This is a genomic window from Stenotrophomonas sp. TWI377, assembly GCF_039674525.1.
Classification (GTDB): Bacteria; Pseudomonadota; Gammaproteobacteria; order Xanthomonadales; family Xanthomonadaceae; genus Stenotrophomonas.
In genome coordinates, this window is record NZ_JBDJNT010000019.1 from 44001 (window position 1) to 59041 (window position 15041).

At 61.4% G+C, this 15041-nt stretch carries 17 protein-coding genes and 1 tRNA gene; 4 read left to right on the forward strand and 14 right to left on the reverse strand.

Going from position 1 to position 15041, the window contains the following annotated elements; all coding sequences use genetic code 11:
- Window positions 1-64: 64 nt before the first annotated feature.
- From ABE546_RS15285 to ABE546_RS15295, 3 genes are read left to right on the forward strand one after another with little or no spacing between them, the layout of a single operon-like run.
- Window positions 65-697, forward strand: a complete 633-nt coding sequence (locus ABE546_RS15285; RefSeq protein ID WP_019184505.1) for a TetR/AcrR family transcriptional regulator C-terminal domain-containing protein — start codon at window positions 65-67, stop codon at window positions 695-697.
- A 49-nt stretch (window positions 698-746) separates the two neighbouring features.
- Complete coding sequence (locus ABE546_RS15290) at window positions 747-1847, forward strand: efflux RND transporter periplasmic adaptor subunit (RefSeq protein WP_346464341.1); 1101 nt, start codon at window positions 747-749, stop codon at window positions 1845-1847.
- Window positions 1844-4921 (forward strand): efflux RND transporter permease subunit, encoded by a 3078-nt coding sequence (locus ABE546_RS15295; protein ID WP_346464343.1) that lies wholly within the window; start codon window positions 1844-1846, stop codon window positions 4919-4921. The genes ABE546_RS15290 and ABE546_RS15295 overlap by 4 nt, the downstream gene beginning before the upstream one ends.
- A 221-nt stretch (window positions 4922-5142) precedes the next feature.
- Here ABE546_RS15295 and ABE546_RS15300 read toward each other — a convergent pair whose 3' ends face one another.
- From ABE546_RS15300 to ABE546_RS15365, 14 genes are all read right to left on the reverse strand, one after another.
- Window positions 5143-5667 (reverse strand): hypothetical protein, encoded by a 525-nt coding sequence (locus ABE546_RS15300; protein ID WP_346464345.1) that lies wholly within the window; start codon window positions 5665-5667, stop codon window positions 5143-5145.
- 315 nt (window positions 5668-5982) lie between these two features.
- On the reverse strand, window positions 5983-6315 hold the full coding sequence (locus ABE546_RS15305) for a hypothetical protein (RefSeq protein WP_313211092.1): 333 nt from the start codon (window positions 6313-6315) through the stop codon (window positions 5983-5985).
- Window positions 6316-6543: 228 nt separating this feature from the next.
- Window positions 6544-6981, reverse strand: coding sequence for an RHS repeat-associated core domain-containing protein (locus ABE546_RS15310; protein WP_346464347.1), 438 nt, complete (start codon window positions 6979-6981; stop codon window positions 6544-6546).
- Window positions 6982-7145: 164 nt separating this feature from the next.
- On the reverse strand, window positions 7146-7730 hold the full coding sequence (locus ABE546_RS15315; protein WP_346464349.1) for a hypothetical protein: 585 nt from the start codon (window positions 7728-7730) through the stop codon (window positions 7146-7148).
- Window positions 7727-8167: a D-Ala-D-Ala carboxypeptidase family metallohydrolase gene (locus ABE546_RS15320; RefSeq protein ID WP_346464351.1), complete on the reverse strand. Its 441-nt coding sequence runs from the start codon at window positions 8165-8167 to the stop codon at window positions 7727-7729. The genes ABE546_RS15315 and ABE546_RS15320 overlap by 4 nt, the downstream gene beginning before the upstream one ends.
- A 286-nt stretch (window positions 8168-8453) precedes the next feature.
- Complete coding sequence (locus ABE546_RS15325; protein ID WP_137188916.1) at window positions 8454-8771, reverse strand: hypothetical protein; 318 nt, start codon at window positions 8769-8771, stop codon at window positions 8454-8456.
- A 5-nt stretch (window positions 8772-8776) separates the two neighbouring features.
- The gene (locus ABE546_RS15330) at window positions 8777-9688 is read right to left on the reverse strand and encodes an RHS repeat-associated core domain-containing protein (protein ID WP_346464353.1); all 912 of its coding nucleotides are present in this window, start codon (window positions 9686-9688) and stop codon (window positions 8777-8779) included.
- Between the two features lie 67 nt (window positions 9689-9755).
- Window positions 9756-10097, reverse strand: a complete 342-nt coding sequence (locus ABE546_RS15335) for a hypothetical protein (RefSeq protein ID WP_346464355.1) — start codon at window positions 10095-10097, stop codon at window positions 9756-9758.
- Entirely contained in the window at window positions 10094-10720 is a 627-nt protein-coding gene (locus tag ABE546_RS15340; RefSeq protein WP_346464357.1) for an RHS repeat-associated core domain-containing protein, read from the reverse strand. Before ABE546_RS15340 ends, ABE546_RS15335 begins: the two co-directional genes overlap by 4 nt.
- Window positions 10721-10760: 40 nt before the next feature.
- Window positions 10761-11330 carry an Arm DNA-binding domain-containing protein gene (locus tag ABE546_RS15345; protein ID WP_346464376.1) on the reverse strand — a complete coding sequence of 190 codons (570 nt, stop codon included), beginning with the start codon at window positions 11328-11330 and terminating at the stop codon, window positions 10761-10763.
- A gap of 160 nt (window positions 11331-11490) precedes the next feature.
- Window positions 11491-11757, reverse strand: coding sequence for a hypothetical protein (locus tag ABE546_RS15350; RefSeq protein ID WP_346464359.1), 267 nt, complete (start codon window positions 11755-11757; stop codon window positions 11491-11493).
- Between the two features lies 1 nt (window position 11758).
- Complete coding sequence (locus ABE546_RS15355; protein WP_346464361.1) at window positions 11759-12355, reverse strand: RHS repeat-associated core domain-containing protein; 597 nt, start codon at window positions 12353-12355, stop codon at window positions 11759-11761.
- A gap of 20 nt (window positions 12356-12375) precedes the next feature.
- Window positions 12376-12738, reverse strand: a complete 363-nt coding sequence (locus ABE546_RS15360; RefSeq protein ID WP_346464363.1) for a hypothetical protein — start codon at window positions 12736-12738, stop codon at window positions 12376-12378.
- Window positions 12739-12971: 233 nt separating this feature from the next.
- Window positions 12972-13047: transfer RNA gene (locus ABE546_RS15365), tRNA-Thr, on the reverse strand.
- Window positions 13048-13209: 162 nt separating this feature from the next.
- On the opposite strand from ABE546_RS15365, the gene treA reads away from it, so the two are divergent.
- Window positions 13210-14838 (forward strand): alpha,alpha-trehalase TreA, encoded by a 1629-nt coding sequence (gene treA / locus ABE546_RS15370; protein WP_346464365.1) that lies wholly within the window; start codon window positions 13210-13212, stop codon window positions 14836-14838.
- Window positions 14839-15041 lie beyond the last annotated feature (203 nt).

Consider the following 15041-nt stretch of genomic DNA (forward strand, 5'->3'; position numbering starts at 1 on the left):
GCACTTGTCGGCGCGAACCTAACACTGTTAGATTCGCCCCCTAACAGCGTTAGGCCAGAGCACAGTGCGCCAACCCATCGCGCGGGAAGACATCGTCAAGGCGGCCTTCCGGATCCTCGACGAGGCCGGCCTGGAGGGCATTACCCTGCGCAAAGTGGCCTGCTCGCTGGGCATCCGGGCGCCGTCGTTGTACTGGCACTTCAAGAGCAAGCAGGCGCTGATCGACGCCATGGCCGACGCCATGATCTGCGACGTCGCTCGCGTGATTCCCGACGGACAGCCATGGCGGCAGACGCTGCTGCAGATCGGGCGTGAGTTCCGCCTGGCGTTCAAAGCGCGCCGCGATGGTGCGCGGGTGTATGCGGGCACCTTCCTGGCCACCGAGAACGTGCTGCGGGTAGGTGAGGCCAGCATCGCCGCGCTGATGGGCGCCGGCGCGCCGGCACGCTTTGCCGCGACCGCGGCGATGGACCTGGTGTACTACACGATGGGCTTCGTGATCGAGGAGCAGTCCTGGCCCGGCGACGGCAGCATGGAAGCGCTGGGTGAGGCCTTCATGGCGCTGGCCGAGGCGCGCTTCCCCCATTGCTGGCAGGCCCGTGATGCATGGAGCGAGGTCGATTTCGACGCCCGCTTCGAGCAGGGGCTGGGCCTGATGCTCGATGGCATCGAACGACGCCTGTCGCGCGAATCCTGATTTCCCGATTCCTTTCTTTTCCCGCTGTTCCGACCCGGAAAGCCTCTCGATGCGTGCACCCTACCTCCGCAGTTTTTCCCTGATCCTGGCTGTCGCGCTGCTGTCCGCCTGCGGCGGCAAGGACGACAAGGCCGCGGCCGACGCCACGGCCGCCAGCTCCGCGCTGCCGGTCTCGCTGGCGCCCGCGCAGCAGCAGACCATGGCCCGCACGGTGCTGGTCTCCGGGCCGGTGACCGCCTATGAAGAAATGCAGCTGGGCGTGGAGATCAGCGGCCAGCGCGTGACCGCGTTGCTGGTGGACGTGGGGCAATGGGTCAAGCAGGGCCAGGTGCTGCTGCAGGTGGACCACCGCACCCTGGACAGCGAGCTGGCGCAGGCCGACGCCTCGTTGCGACAGGCGCAGGCCTCCCAGGAACTGGCCCGCATGAACTACGAGCGCAGCGCCAAGCTGGCCGCCCAGCAACTGATCAGCGAAAGCAGCCTGGATGAGCTGCGCGCCTCACGCATCAATGCCGAAGCGCAGACCTCCACCGCACGTGCCGCGCGCGACGCGGCCAAGCTGCGCCGCGATTTCGCCGACCTGCGCGCACCCGCCGACGGCCTGATTTCCAAGCGCCTGGTGCAACCGGGCCAGGTGGTCTCCGCCGGTACCGAGCTGCTGCGCCTGATCCGCGATGGCCGCCTGGAGTGGCGTGCGGAGCTGCCGGAAAACCAGCTGGCCGATGTCGCCGTCGGCAACACGGTTGAGCTGCCGTATGCGGGCCAGGTGGTCAGTGGCCGCATCCGCGCGGTCACCCCGGGTGTCGATGGACAGACCCGCACCGGCACGATCTATGCCGACCTGCCAGCCCCCGGCCCACTCAAGCAGGGCATCTACGTGGATGGCCGCATCGTCACCGGCGACGGCCCGGTGCTGACCATCCCGACCGCGGCGATCGTGCAGCGCGACGGCCACAACTATGTGTTCACCGTGAACGACAAGCAGCAGGCCACCCGCCACCGCGTCAGCACCGGCCAGGCCGTGCAGGGCCGCACTGCGATCCTTGAAGGCCTGAAGGCCGGTGACCAGGTCGTGGTGGATGGCGCCGGCTTCCTCGGTGAGGGCGACCGCGTGCGTGTGGTCGCTGCGACCAAGGCCGCCGCACGATGAACATCTCCGCCTGGGCGATCAAACGCCCGTTGCCTGCGCTGCTGATCTTCTTCGTGCTGTGCGTGGCCGGCCTGTGGGGTTTCCATCAGTTGCCGGTGGCGCGCTTCCCGGACATCGCCTTCCCGATGACCACCGTCACCGTCACCCAGCCCGGCGCCTCGCCCAGCCAGCTGGAGGCCGAGGTGACCCGCAAGGTCGAGGACTCGGTGGCGACGGTCAACAACGTCAAGCGCGTGATGTCTTCGGTCAGCGAAGGCGTCAGCACCACCACCATCGAGTTCCAGCTGGAAGCCGATCTGGCCACCGCGCTGGACGACACCCGCGACGCGGTCACCCGCATCCGCACCGATCTGCCGCAGGACATCCAGGAGCCGGTGATCTCCAAGGTCGATATCGGCGGTTCGCTGATGACCTATGCGCTGGTCGCCCCGCACATGACCACCGATGAGGCCAGCTGGTTCGTCGACCGTGACATCTCGCGTGCGATGTACGGCGTGCCCGGTGTGGCGCGCGTCACCCGCGTAGGCGGCGTGCAGCGCCAGGTGCGGGTGGACCTGGATCCCAATGCGCTGATCGCGATGGGCATCACCGCCGGCGATGTATCGCAGCAGCTGGCCCGCATCCAGGTTGAGCGTGCCGGCGGCAAGACCGAGGTCGAAGGCGCGCAGCAGACCATCCGCACGCTGGGTACCGTCGGTGACGCACAGGCACTGCGCGACTACTCCATCGCCCTGCCGGACGGGCGCGCCGTGCGGCTCTCCACGCTGGCCACGGTGACCGATGGCGCTGCCGATCCCACCGAGGCCGCCCTGCTGGACGGCAAGGGCGTGGTGGCCTTCTCGATGTCGCGTACGCGCGGCTCCAGCGAGGTCAAGGTGGAAGCCGGCGTGCATGACGCGCTGGACAAGATCAAGGCCGAGCATCCCGGCATCGACTTCCGCCTGGTCACCACGGCGATCGACGAGACCCACCGCTCCTACGATTCCTCGATGACCATGCTCTGGGAAGGCGCGCTGTTGGCGCTGCTGGTGGTGTGGTTGTTCCTGCGCGACTGGCGCGCAACCTGGGTGTCGGCGCTGGCGCTGCCGCTGTCGATCATTCCGACGTTCGCGGTGATGTACTTCTTCGGCTTCACCCTCAACATCATCACGCTGCTGGCGTTGTCGGTGGTGGTCGGCATCCTGGTGGACGATGCGATCGTGGAGATCGAGAACATCGTGCGCCACCTGCGCATGGGCAAGCCGCCGCTGGAAGCTGCACGCGAAGCGGCCGGCGAGATCGGCAACGCGGTGATCGCCACCTCGCTGACCTTGGCGGCGGTGTTTGTGCCGGTCGCCTTCATGCCCGGGATCGCCGGCAAGTTCTTCCGCGAATTCGGCTGGACCGCCGCCACCGCCGTGCTGTTTTCGCTGCTGGTGGCCCGCCTGCTCACCCCGATGATGGCCGCCTACCTGCTCAAGCCGCATGGCGAGGAGAAGCCGGAATCCAGGCTGATGACGTGGTACCTGGGCTGGGTGGACGCCGCACTGCGCTATCGCGGCCGCACCCTGTGGCTGGCCACCGGGTTGTTCGTCGCGTCGCTCGCGCTGGTGCCGTTCATCCCGGCCACCTTCATCCCGCAGTCCGATCTGGGCCGCAGCAACCTCAATCTCGAACTGCCGCCGGGCACGCGCCTGCAGGAGACCGTGGCCGTCGCCGAACACGCGCGCGGACTGCTCAAGGACATGCCCGAACTCAAGCAGGTCTATACCGCGGTCGGCAGCGTGCTCGACCTGGGCGACCCGGGTGCGACCGGCGTCGGTGAGCCGCGCAAGGCGACCCTGGTGCTGGACTGGGGCAGCGCCGACGGGCGCGACCGCGACCAGCGCGTGCTGGAACGTGAGGCGCGTGAGCGTCTGGCCGATCTGCCCGGCGTGCGCGTCAGCTATGTCAGCTCCGAGCCCGGCAACCTGCTGCAGCTGGTGCTCTCCGGTGACGACCCGCAACGCCTGCAGGATGCCGCCACCGCGCTGGAGCGCGACCTGCGCGGCATCCAGGGCCTGGGCAGCGTCACCTCCACCGCCTCTCTGCTGCGCCCGGAACTTCAGATCGTGCCGAACCCCGCTCGCGCCGCGGACCTGGGCGTAGCGACGGCCGATATCGCCGAGGCCGCCCGCATCGCCACGGCTGGCGATTACGAGCAGCGCCTGGCCAAGCTCAACCTGCCCGACCGGCAGGTACCGATCCGGGTCGGCTTTGCCGAAGCCACCCTTGCCAACCCGGGCCTGATCAGCCAGCTGCGCGTGCCCGGCCGAAATGGCCCGGTGCCGCTGGCGGCTGTCGCCGATATCCAGCAAGGCAGTGGTCCCTCACAGATCTCGCGCTACCAACGCCAGCGCAACGTGACCCTCACCGCCGAGCTCAACGGTCGCCCTCTGGGCGATGTGATGACCGAAGTGCAGGCGTTGCCGGGCGTCAAACAGCTGCCACCGGGCGTGACCTTCCTCAACACCGGCGATGCGGAAGTGTTCGTCGAGCTGTTCATCGGCTTCATGCTGGCGATGGCCGCCGGACTGATCTGCATTTACATGGTGCTGTTGCTGCTGTTCAACCACGCGCTGATGCCGGTCACCATTCTGGCGGCGGTGCCGCTGTCGGCCGGCGGTGCGTTCGGCGCGTTGCTGATCACGCAGAACATGCTCTCGCTGCCGGCGCTGATCGGCCTGCTGATGCTGATCGGCATCGCCACCAAGAACTCCATCCTGCTGGTGGACTACGCGGTGATGGCCGAAGACGAGCACGGCATGAGCCAGCACGACGCGCTGATCGATGCCTGCCGCAAGCGTGCACAGCCGATCATCATGACCACCCTGGCGATGGGCGCGGGCATGATGCCGATCGCACTGGGCTTTGCCGGGGATTCAAGCTTCCGTGCGCCGATGGCGATCGCCGTGATCGGCGGATTGATCACCTCCACGCTGCTGAGCCTGATCGTGATTCCGGCGGCCTTCACCGTGGTGGATGATGCGGGGGATTGGCTGTCGCGGAAGTTCCGGCGGCGGTCTGCGCATCCGGCGGGGAGTGGTGCGGAGTGAGGTGACTGTCGGCTTCGCCACAAACAAAAAGCCCCGGCCAATGCCGGGGCTTTTTGCTGCATGTGGTGTCCGGAGCAGAAATTGAGCCTGCTGCCAAGCTGACGCTGGCTGCATCACCTGCTGCATAGATACGGTTGCACTTCAAAATGCAGCATGTACAGATGCGCCATCCGCCATCGAAGTCTCATCGACAAAGTTATGGCAAGGCACTTACGAACATGTCAACGGCGCAGCTCATCTGTGATGTCAGACAGAAATCTTCGCAACCCAACCGGATCGTCTTCTCCAGGGTCAAAATCCTCGACCATTCGCTCCATGACACCGCTCAAACCATGAAGACGGTCGATCACCTCGCGCATGAAATCTCGCTCTGCCGCAAACAGGGTCACGTCCTGATCGAGGCGAACCACCCAGTTGAACGAGGACGAAAACAGGTAGTGATCGCGCAGAAACCGCTCACCTTCCATCCAATACCGGCGCAGCGAGTCAAGATCGGGCTCCACGCTGCATTCTTCTTTGCCGGCAGCCAGGTCTTCAAAGGACGCAATCCCTATTGCGCTAGATGAGCGGGACTGCCGTATATGCACATCCAACCAGGCATTCCAAACGTCTGTCGGGGCAAGATCCGCATAGCAATTTCTGTCAAATGCAATCCCCGCCCAGCCATTAGCAATAATCGGATTGTCTGGCGGTTGCGCATCCGACAGAACCGAGAGCAACTTCAGCTTCCGCAAACAACCAGTCATCATATCTAGTCCCACCCCACCCCCCGTGATGAGTCTTCGTTTTGCTGGATGTTCCCGCCACGATTATCTAAAGGCAAAGTGATAATGCAAGGGATAGGCATCTTAAGTGCCTGCCGCCCATCCGGATCAGTGAACCTGTAAGGATTGCCATTCGCATACCGATAGCGATTGAACTGATCAACCGGCTTCTGATAAGCCGTCACCGCGCCCACGCACGGGCAAGTTCACTGAAACCGCATGCAGCTAAGATGCGTTCGTCCTTGCCCTTCATTATCTTCAGAAATGCGCTATTCATCATTATCTGAAGAAGCAGGCTCAGCCCCAGATAACGATGCTACCGTCGGGCCCGTTCAGCTGCATGGCCTCCGGCCCGGAGTATCCGTCGTCCGTCAAGTCGACGGTGAGAAATTTATCGCCCGAAAACATCATGGTCATTTTGACGTCATCGACCAGGCAATCGACCAATTTCAATCGGAGCGACGCATGTGTCAGTGCGCCCATCCGCACGCCGCAGGAGAGCGTGTATCCGTTATAAATATGAAGCGACCATCCATCATCAGTTCCAACCCGAAGCTGCTCATCCTCGACGGTCAACGTTACATACTTGCCTTTTAGATGTTGAAAAGTGTCTGATCGATGCTCGTTCATGTGACGTTTCTCCCGCTACTTGATTGGAAAATGCGACTTGGAATTGGGCAGGGTCTTTCCTGAATATGGATCAACACCTTGCTTACCTGCGTTCTCATATTTGATGTAGCCCGCCGGCGACAATACCCGCCCCCACGTTGCCTTGGCTAAAGCGCTGATCGTACTCGTCGCGATGTTGGCAATGTCCCATACGATCTCGACAATGCGACCGTCAGGGTCTTTGAACTTTTACAGATTGCCATTCGCATACCGATAGCGATTGAACTGATCAACCGGCTTCTGATAAGCCGTCACCGGATCAACCGACAGGAACATCCCTAGCTGCGGATCCATGTACCGCTGCTGCATGTAAACCAGACCTGTTGCCGAATCGCTCACATGCCCGGTGTAGCCAGGCCCATCCTTGACCTGCCCACCCAACTCGGCACCATACGGCTCAATCCGGCCGCGCTCGACAACGCTGCCTGTGCGATCCGTGACAGCGACCGGGCTGCCCAACGCATCCACATGCGTCCAGCTAACACCTGTCGAGCTGCGGGTCGCCAGCAGTCGACCACCTACATAGATGTACTCCGAGGCGCCCTTTCCTCGTCGCTCTTCGTGCACCACCTTTCCGGCCAACGAATACATCGCGCGCAGGCGTTGCCCCTGGGCATCGTGCGCCACCGCACTCCGCCTATAGGAATCGTAGGCCTAGCGCTCCGCCTCCTCCTTCACTTCACGCAGCCTATTGCCAAAGTTGAAGTCGGACTTCCGCCCATTGCGTAGCTGGAGATTGCCTTGAACATCCCAGGCCAATCCAGTCACCAGACTTGCCTGGAACACCTGCCCTACGTGCTTGGACCGGAATACAGGACAACGCCATGCACACGCAAGTTCGGATGCACCTCGCATTCCTTGCTTTCATCGTGGAAACACGCTTGTGGAAGCCCAGCCATGTCCATCTCGAAGACCACTCTGGAGCGGTTGACGAAGTTCGCATAGCGCCTGCCGTCTTCATTTCCCGTGACAAGACGACCGTCCGGATAGGCAGCCTTCAGCGCCACCAACGTGGAGCCAACACCAACTCCCTTCTCATCTAACAATCCCTCGGAGGTGGTCCGCAGCTTCTCTATCCTGCCTTGGTCGAACCAGCATTCGACAACCAGACCGTCGGGTAACGAGACATCCATGACTATGTACTCGTCTCCTTCCTGCATAACCGAACGTTCAATGATGGGATTGCCGGCTGCGAAAAGCTGGTCCTTGGTCATCCCAATACGCAGGCCCGCAAGGGAGCCACTGCTGGCATCAATGCCTGCCACCAAGGGGACAGCTTCAGTAGGCGTCTGCTTGGCCAGATCCCTTACGTCGGAGGGAGCAGGGCTGCATGCCACTAGCATCATGAGCCAAGCTCCGCCGGAGATGATCTTCATTTTTTGGGTTTCCAGTCAGTGAAACGTCCCTGCGTTCCATCCTGCTTAAGATCCACATGAACGCCGCGGCCATCAGTATATTGATTGACCCGGTTGAATTCGCCGGAACCATGGCCCGCATCAGCGGTCCGCTTAGCTGTGCTCCCATTGATCCGTGCGTCTGCCGCGTTGTCCTGTAAGTGCTGGCTCCGACTAGCGCCACCCACCGTTCGGTTTTGCTCCACCGTTCTTCGGCCACTAGTCGCTTCGACATTCTTGCCGGATTTATCACTGAAGTTGAGCAGTTTGGTCGTCACTTCAGATCCGGCAAAGGCCGGGTCCACAACTGATAGCCCATTGCTGCTTTCTCCAATCGCCTGGCGACTAAAGGCGAGTCTAGGGGATTGATGCCGCACTTTGCTGCATTCGCTCTTGCAAACTAAAGCTCCAAGCTTCATGTCTTCGAGCTATTTGGTCAGGGTCCGACCCTGCTCAGTCATAAGTGCTCTGGAAGCCAGGCTTCCGAATGCGCCCCTCAACACCCATACGGATGCAAACCTTCCGCAACGAGCAGCATTGATGCTTGCGACGATCGGCTCGCAACGAATCCCTCACCAATCAATGAGTTCCACGCCGCCCCAAACAAAAAGCCCCGACCAAGGCCGGGGCTTTCTGCTGTATCTGGTGCCGGAAATAGGAATCGAACCTACGACCTACCACATGCGCACCAGGTACAAAGCGTACCTAGGCTCGTTCAAGGTTGATCTCGAATATTTCGCCATCTTCAATGTACAGCACGACATTTCTGTCGGAAGCCAAGCGAATGTCAAGGATCCAGACCTGGGGAGCACCTTCCAAAGCCTCGCATAACCCTGCGGTAGAAATGCGAGAACCTTGTTCAGAGAGCTTTTCTCTTAGTACATCGAGCGACGGAGCTTTCAATTCTCCAGATGGAACATCCAAGGAGGACAGCTCCCAGATATCCTCCGGGCTGAAGTGCCCTCTGAGCACCTGGCTGACTTTTGATCCGGTTATCGGAAAACCCCATTCGTCAGTATTCATCGCGATCAGCCTCCATTGAGTGGCCGGGCCTTCGCCCGGGATGGTGTCCCACCAGTACCGTTAGACTCGTAAGGATGCTCATGGGGACTTGTATGGCTTCCAGGTCTCCCATGGTCAGTAAAGTCGATTGTCTTGACCGGCCTGCCCTGCCCATCGAACTCACGGGCCTGGTCATACTTTCCGTTTCTGCCTTCTTTCTGTCCCAATTGAGTATGGGGCCCGCCCGCATCAGGATCAGGCGCTGGCTCGCCACTAGGCTTGGTTGGCAGCGCTCGATCAGGAAATCGATTCCCCGAGGCGCCCTCAGACGCTATCGATCCATCGCCCTGAAGAGCTGGTTGCTGCGGGGTCGACTCGGACTTCTGGAACACCCCCCTTACAGCGCTTTCCAATTTATTGCCGAGATCTGCACGCTGTTCTGAACTTGTCGTAGCGTAATAGGTGGTTGCGACTACGATCGGGATAACCACGATAGGGATGAGAAGCGTGGCACTCTGCCCGTCTGGATCCGTGAACTTGTAAGGGTTCGAGTTCGCATACCGGTATCGGTTGAACTGACCCACCGGCTGCTCATACGCCGTCACAGGGTCGATCGAGAGGAACATCCCCAGCTGCGGATCCATGTACCGCTGCTGCATCTGGCTTAGTCCAGTAGCAGCATCACTCACATGCCCCGTATACCCAGGGCCATCAGCAACCGGCGCACCTACGACAGCGCCATAAGGCTCGTAACTGATGCGCTCGATCACGTTGCCACTGGCATCGCTCTCGGCCACAACCGAGCCCAGGGCATCGGTATGGATGTAGGTAACCGTTTGTCCCTGCGCCTGTAGCGACGCTATTGCGAGCCCACACAAAACCAGCGCCTTCAGCCCAGTCAGCCTCAGCGGCCGGTGCAATATCGCTCCCCGCATCATGGGATCACCTCGCCCGGCTTACGTGGCGGCTGTCCCGGATCGCCGCCGCCAATCTCCCGCACCTCCCTCACGCTGACCAGCAGTACAACGGACTTCCAAAAACGCCGTGAGCTCCAAGCTGCTCGGGCCTTGCCCCCCAAAACGCGTAGAACAGATCCTCCTTCGCCCGGTAGACCAGCCAGCGCCCACCCTCCTTGGCGACGCACACCCCAGTGATCTCTTCACCATCGTCAAATCCCGGAATACCTGGCGCCATTACCACCGCAGACAGTTCAAAAGGCTGACATGCATTCCGCCTGATGTCATTCGCAAGCCCTTCAAGATACTCGCTCGGATTCACGCCCGAATCGATATAGACATCGGAGCCATCGGCCAGGCGCGACTCCAACAGATAGTTAAGATCGCTCACAGGTCCGACCTCTCTCGCAGCGGAGTCGGCTTGGGGTAATGTAGCGTCTCATGAGGCTTTTCACCATTTGCCGGAATATCGACTCGAGGGCCAGAACCAGTGTTTCCTGGTCGATAGATTACACCGTTCTCACCAACCTGCGTCCCCTCTGGCAATCGTGAACCTTCAGGTGCTGGACCGAACTTCCCGCCGGTTAAAGTACCGAAATCTTTCAGCCCATCCCCCGCCCCACCATTTTCCGGCGCCAGCGGGCCGTTATTGACACGCCCTCCCTGCTGCCTGCTTCCCTTATCTTCACTTCCTACCAATCCTCCAGGCAACGCAGGAGCATCACCTTTGGGTGATTGAGACTGCTGAATAAGTGGCAGAATCGACTCGACCGCATTCCGAAGCAGCCGCCCTCCATACACTGTCCCCACGTATACATAGTCTACGGCGCACGTAAATCCGCTGGTACATTCGATTGTGCATGACATTTCACCACATGTGGCGGACCTTCCATCAGGATCTTTGAACTTGTACGGATTACCATTCGCATAACCGTATCGATTGAACTGCCCAACCGGCTGGTCATACGCAGTCACCGGATCCACAGACAGGAAAACACCCAACTGCGGATCCATGTACCGTTGCTGCATATAGCTCAGCCCGGTGGCCGAATCCTCACATGCCCGGTGTACGCCGGGCCATCACCTTGCGGCTAGCTGCTGATCGCTGACGCATGCCCATGAGGGGATTGGTCTCGATCAACTTCCACTCCACAGCCCGCGAAAGCGCTGACCGCAGGCAAGCAAAGTCGCGCGCTGCGGTAGCCTTTGTGACGGCATCAGGGCCAGTGACACGCCCGCGCCACCACCGTTCCATGGTCGGAACGTCAATCTCAATGATCTGACGGCGTAACAGCCACGGGAAGACTGATCGGATGCGATCCGGATACTGACGACCACCCTTGAGCTCAGCAACCGCCCAGGGTTCGAAATGATCATTGAGCAGCGTCTCGAGCGTGCAACTTTTGGGCTTGGTCTTCGCGAGCGTCGGCAATCCCGACTGAACGTACTCAGCAACGGCTTGACGGGCTTGGTCGCGGGCTTGATCGAGTGTCAGATGTTCGAGCGACCCCAGTGTGCGACGTTTTCCGTGCGCCCAGGTGACGATCCATGCCTTGTGTCCAGAGGGCTGCACGCGAAGAATCAGACCACGAACCTGGGCGTCCCTGAGCTCATAGGGGGCGATCTCGGGGCACCGACGTGAGAACGATGCGCTTGGTGAGGACGGATGACATTGGGCAGACTGTCAGTAAGTGGCTTCAAGGCCAACTTAGGACAGGATGCGAGGCGGTGCTTGGATGCGGATCGTCCGCAGCGCTCTACTCCTCCAATTAACGCGTTTAAGCTCACTGATTCATCAGACCTGTGCCAGAGTCCGGCCCGATAAAATCAATCAAAGCTTCGATTTCCAACCCACGCTCATTGGGTTCATCGTCCAATTTCAGGCCAGTGTCGGAGAGCTCTCGAACAAGCGCATCAACCAACCACTCCCGTTCATTGCCATCGAATAAACACTCGTCGCCCTCCAGCTTCTCAAATGACAGATCACGGCCATTTTTGGCGCAAATCTCCACAAGTAGCATGCGCAAATGCAACGGCATCTTTCCACTCATTTCACTTCACCTTTGGGTCTCTCACACCATTACTATTTCGAGGAATTGTAGTTATCACTTTTCCATCACCGTTCAGAACAACCTTGGCATCCCTCCCCGTGTATACCGTCTTGCCTCCGGCCTGCTCCGCTACCTTTAAGGGCTCTCTAACTGCCGACAAAATTGCTTTTGGAGATACACCCCTGCCGCCATCACGTGAAATCGCCTGATTCAGACCGTGCTTGGTGTACCCTGTTATCCTCCCAGCAACTGCGCCGGTCCCTGTCACTCCCGCAGCGCCAGCCCCGATTTCGGTCGCGGTAGCTACAGCAGCAGGATTGGCTAGCGCTGCCATGCCCACCTCAGCTACCACGGGGGCAAGCATTACACCTGTTACGGCAATCGCAAAGGGCTGTAACGGCTTGTACACGTCGCCATTGCCAGCCTCCATGTCCTTACGATGCTGTTCGACAAAACGCTCTGCTGCTTGTCGCCCATCCGGATCACTAAAGCGATACGGATTCCCGTTCGCGTAACGATATCGATTGAACTGCCCTACCGGCTGACCATACGCCGTGACCGGGTCGACGGACAGGAACACCCCCAACTGCGGATCCATGTACCGCTGCTGCATGTAGCTCAGCCCAGTTCCGCATCACTCACATGCCCCGTATACCCCGGGCCATCAGCAACCGGCGCACCTACGACAGCGCCATAAGGCTCGTAAGTGATGCGCTCGATCACGTTGCCATTGGCATCACTTTTGGCTACAACCGAGCCTAGGGCATCGGTATGGATGTAGGTGACCGTTTGTGCGCTTGCGGTTGGCACAGCAGCCAGACCCAGCAACAGCACAAAGCATAGCCATGCGCCTACGGAACCAAGCTTCCGAACTGGATCCTTTAATCTCCCGAAGCGGGTGGACACGCCGCTTGCAGTTTCCCCGATCCTGCGCATCCTTCCAATCCCTGAAAGAGCCTTGAAGCAAGGCAGGGTATTCATAGCACAGGAATAACCCGCCATGAATCCAACGGGGCGATTGAGGCCGACCACACCATCCTGACGTGAGCAACGCCCTTGGCGCTAAGCGCCAGCGAAGCCGAACCGGATCGAGGTGCCGATGTCAGTCCGGGGTGCGTCGAACGGACCTGGGGTTGCCGGCCGCTGGCCGGCACTACCACCAAGCGAGCCACAAACAAAAAGCCCCGGCCAAGGCCGGGGCTTTCTGCTGTATCTGGTGCCGGAAATAGGAATCGAACCTACGACCTACGCATTACGAATGCGCCGCTCTACCAACTGAGCTATTCCGGCGAGGTCGTGAATTCTAGGGGGTGCGGACCACTTTGGTCAATCAGGGAAGCGGCCGCATCGGCAAAGGGCCGCGCCCCAATGACCTCGAGCGACCTGCCCCGGAAGTACCAGCCCTTGACGCACCAGCCTCTACAGTGAATCCCCCACCTCCGGAGGCATCCCATGCGCCCCTGTCCCCGCTTGGCCGGTCTGCTGCTGTCGTCCCTGCTGCTGAGTGCCACTGCGCTGGCACGCGACACGCTACCGACGCCGCAGACACCGGACCAGCAGTGGCAGCCCCTGTTCCAGCAGGTCCAGGGCGCGCACGTGTTCAAGGATCAGAAGACCTTCGCCGACGCGGTGCCCCGCCAAGCGGCGGCGACCGTCCTGACCGAGTGGCAGCGCGCCAGGACGCAGCCCGGGTTCGACCTCGCCGGTTTCGTCTCCGAGCACTTCGCGGTGCCCGGTGACACCCAGCCCTACGTGCCACCAGCGGGGGAGACGCTGCGCGCGCACATCGAGGGGCTGTGGCCCGTGCTGACCCGCAACACCGACACGGTGGATCCGAACGGCTCGCTGCTGCCGCTGCCCAAGCCCTACGTCGTGCCCGGCGGGCGCTTCCGGGAGGTGTACTACTGGGACAGCTATTTCACTCTGCTCGGGCTGGCCTCCAGTGGCCGCTGGCAGCAGGTACGCGACATGGTGGACAACTTCGCGTTCCAGCTCGACAGCTACGGCCATATTCCCAACGGCAACCGCAGCTACTACCTCAGCCGCTCGCAGCCGCCCTTCTTCAGCCTGATGGTGGATCTACTCGCCACCCACGAAGGCGATGATGCCTACCGCCGTTACCTGCCGCAGCTGCGCATCGAGCATGCGTTCTGGATGCGCGGCGCGGCAACGCTGGCAGCGGGCGAGGCGCGCGAACGCGTCGTGCGGCTGGCGGACGGGCAACTGCTCAACCGCTATTGGGACGACCGCGCGGTGCCGCGCACCGAGTCGTGGATGGACGATCTGGCCACCGCCGCCCTGGCGCCGCAGCGCGCCCCTTCGCAGGTGTATCGCGACCTGCGCGCCGGTGCGGAATCGGGCTGGGATTTCAGCTCACGCTGGCTCGCCGAGCCGTCAGTATTGGCGAGCATCCACACGACGGCGATCGTGCCGGTGGATCTGAACAGCCTGCTGTTCCATCTGGAAACGACCGTGGCCCGCGCCAGCAAGGCGGCCGGTGATCGCAGCGCTGCACGCACCTTTACCCAACTCGCGAAGACACGTCAGCACGCCATCAACCAGCTGCTCTGGGATGACGAGCAAGGCTGGTACGTGGATCGCGATCTGGAGCGCGGCCAGACCCGCCCTGCCCTGACCGCGGCGGCGTTGTTCCCCTTGTGGCTGGACGTCGCTGGTCGCACGCAGGCGCGCCGTACCGCGGAGGCCGTCCAGGCTCAGTTGCTGCGCGATGGCGGGCTGCTGACCACCACCGTGACGACCGGCCAGCAATGGGATGCCCCGAATGGCTGGGCGCCGCTGCAGTGGGTTGCGGTGGACGGGCTGCAGCGCTATGGGCAGGACACCCTCGCCCGCCGGATTGGCACGCGCTTCCTGCACACCGTGCAGACGGTGTACGACCGCGAGGGCAAGCTGGTGGAGAAATATGTGGTGGACGGTTCGGCGACCGGCGGCGGCGGTGGCGAGTACCCGCTGCAGGATGGCTTCGGCTGGAGCAACGGGGTCACGTTGGCGCTGCTGGATCGCCTGTGTGCGCCGAAGCGAGCGTGCGAGAGCGCCCAGGATGTGGAAGTCGCGGACTGAGCTGGCGACCTATTGACTGCGCACGTTTTTTCGACGTTCACTCCCTGCTCCCTGCCGGAGAGCGCTGTGGCAGATGCAGATTCACCCTCGCATCCACGGGCGCTCCTTAGCTTGAGCGTATCTCAACGTGTGCGACACCTACACGGGATCCTTGCGTCTACATCTGGTGCCGTTTCGCCTACGTCACACACTTGAACACGGAA

Bases quoted from the DNA above. Each gene is read 5' to 3' on its own strand.
- ABE546_RS15305 (WP_313211092.1), bottom strand. From the start codon at position 6,315: ATGAACGAGCATCGATCAGACACTTTTCAACATCTAAAAGGCAAGTAT.
- ABE546_RS15330 (WP_346464353.1), bottom strand. From the start codon at position 9,688: ATGATGCGGGGAGCGATATTGCACCGGCCGCTGAGGCTGACTGGGCTG.
- ABE546_RS15295 (WP_346464343.1), top strand. From the start codon at position 1,844: ATGAACATCTCCGCCTGGGCGATCAAACGCCCGTTGCCTGCGCTGCTG.
- ABE546_RS15315 (WP_346464349.1), bottom strand. From the start codon at position 7,730: ATGAAGATCATCTCCGGCGGAGCTTGGCTCATGATGCTAGTGGCATGC.
- ABE546_RS15320 (WP_346464351.1), bottom strand. From the start codon at position 8,167: ATGAAGCTTGGAGCTTTAGTTTGCAAGAGCGAATGCAGCAAAGTGCGG.
- ABE546_RS15355 (WP_346464361.1), bottom strand. From the start codon at position 12,355: ATGGATCCGCAGTTGGGGGTGTTCCTGTCCGTCGACCCGGTCACGGCG.
- ABE546_RS15350 (WP_346464359.1), bottom strand. From the start codon at position 11,757: ATGAGTGGAAAGATGCCGTTGCATTTGCGCATGCTACTTGTGGAGATT.
- ABE546_RS15300 (WP_346464345.1), bottom strand. From the start codon at position 5,667: ATGACTGGTTGTTTGCGGAAGCTGAAGTTGCTCTCGGTTCTGTCGGAT.
- treA (WP_346464365.1), top strand. From the start codon at position 13,210: ATGCGCCCCTGTCCCCGCTTGGCCGGTCTGCTGCTGTCGTCCCTGCTG.
- ABE546_RS15325 (WP_137188916.1), bottom strand. From the start codon at position 8,771: ATGAATACTGACGAATGGGGTTTTCCGATAACCGGATCAAAAGTCAGC.
- ABE546_RS15290 (WP_346464341.1), top strand. From the start codon at position 747: ATGCGTGCACCCTACCTCCGCAGTTTTTCCCTGATCCTGGCTGTCGCG.
- ABE546_RS15360 (WP_346464363.1), bottom strand. From the start codon at position 12,738: ATGAATACCCTGCCTTGCTTCAAGGCTCTTTCAGGGATTGGAAGGATG.
- ABE546_RS15340 (WP_346464357.1), bottom strand. From the start codon at position 10,720: ATGGATCCGCAGTTGGGTGTTTTCCTGTCTGTGGATCCGGTGACTGCG.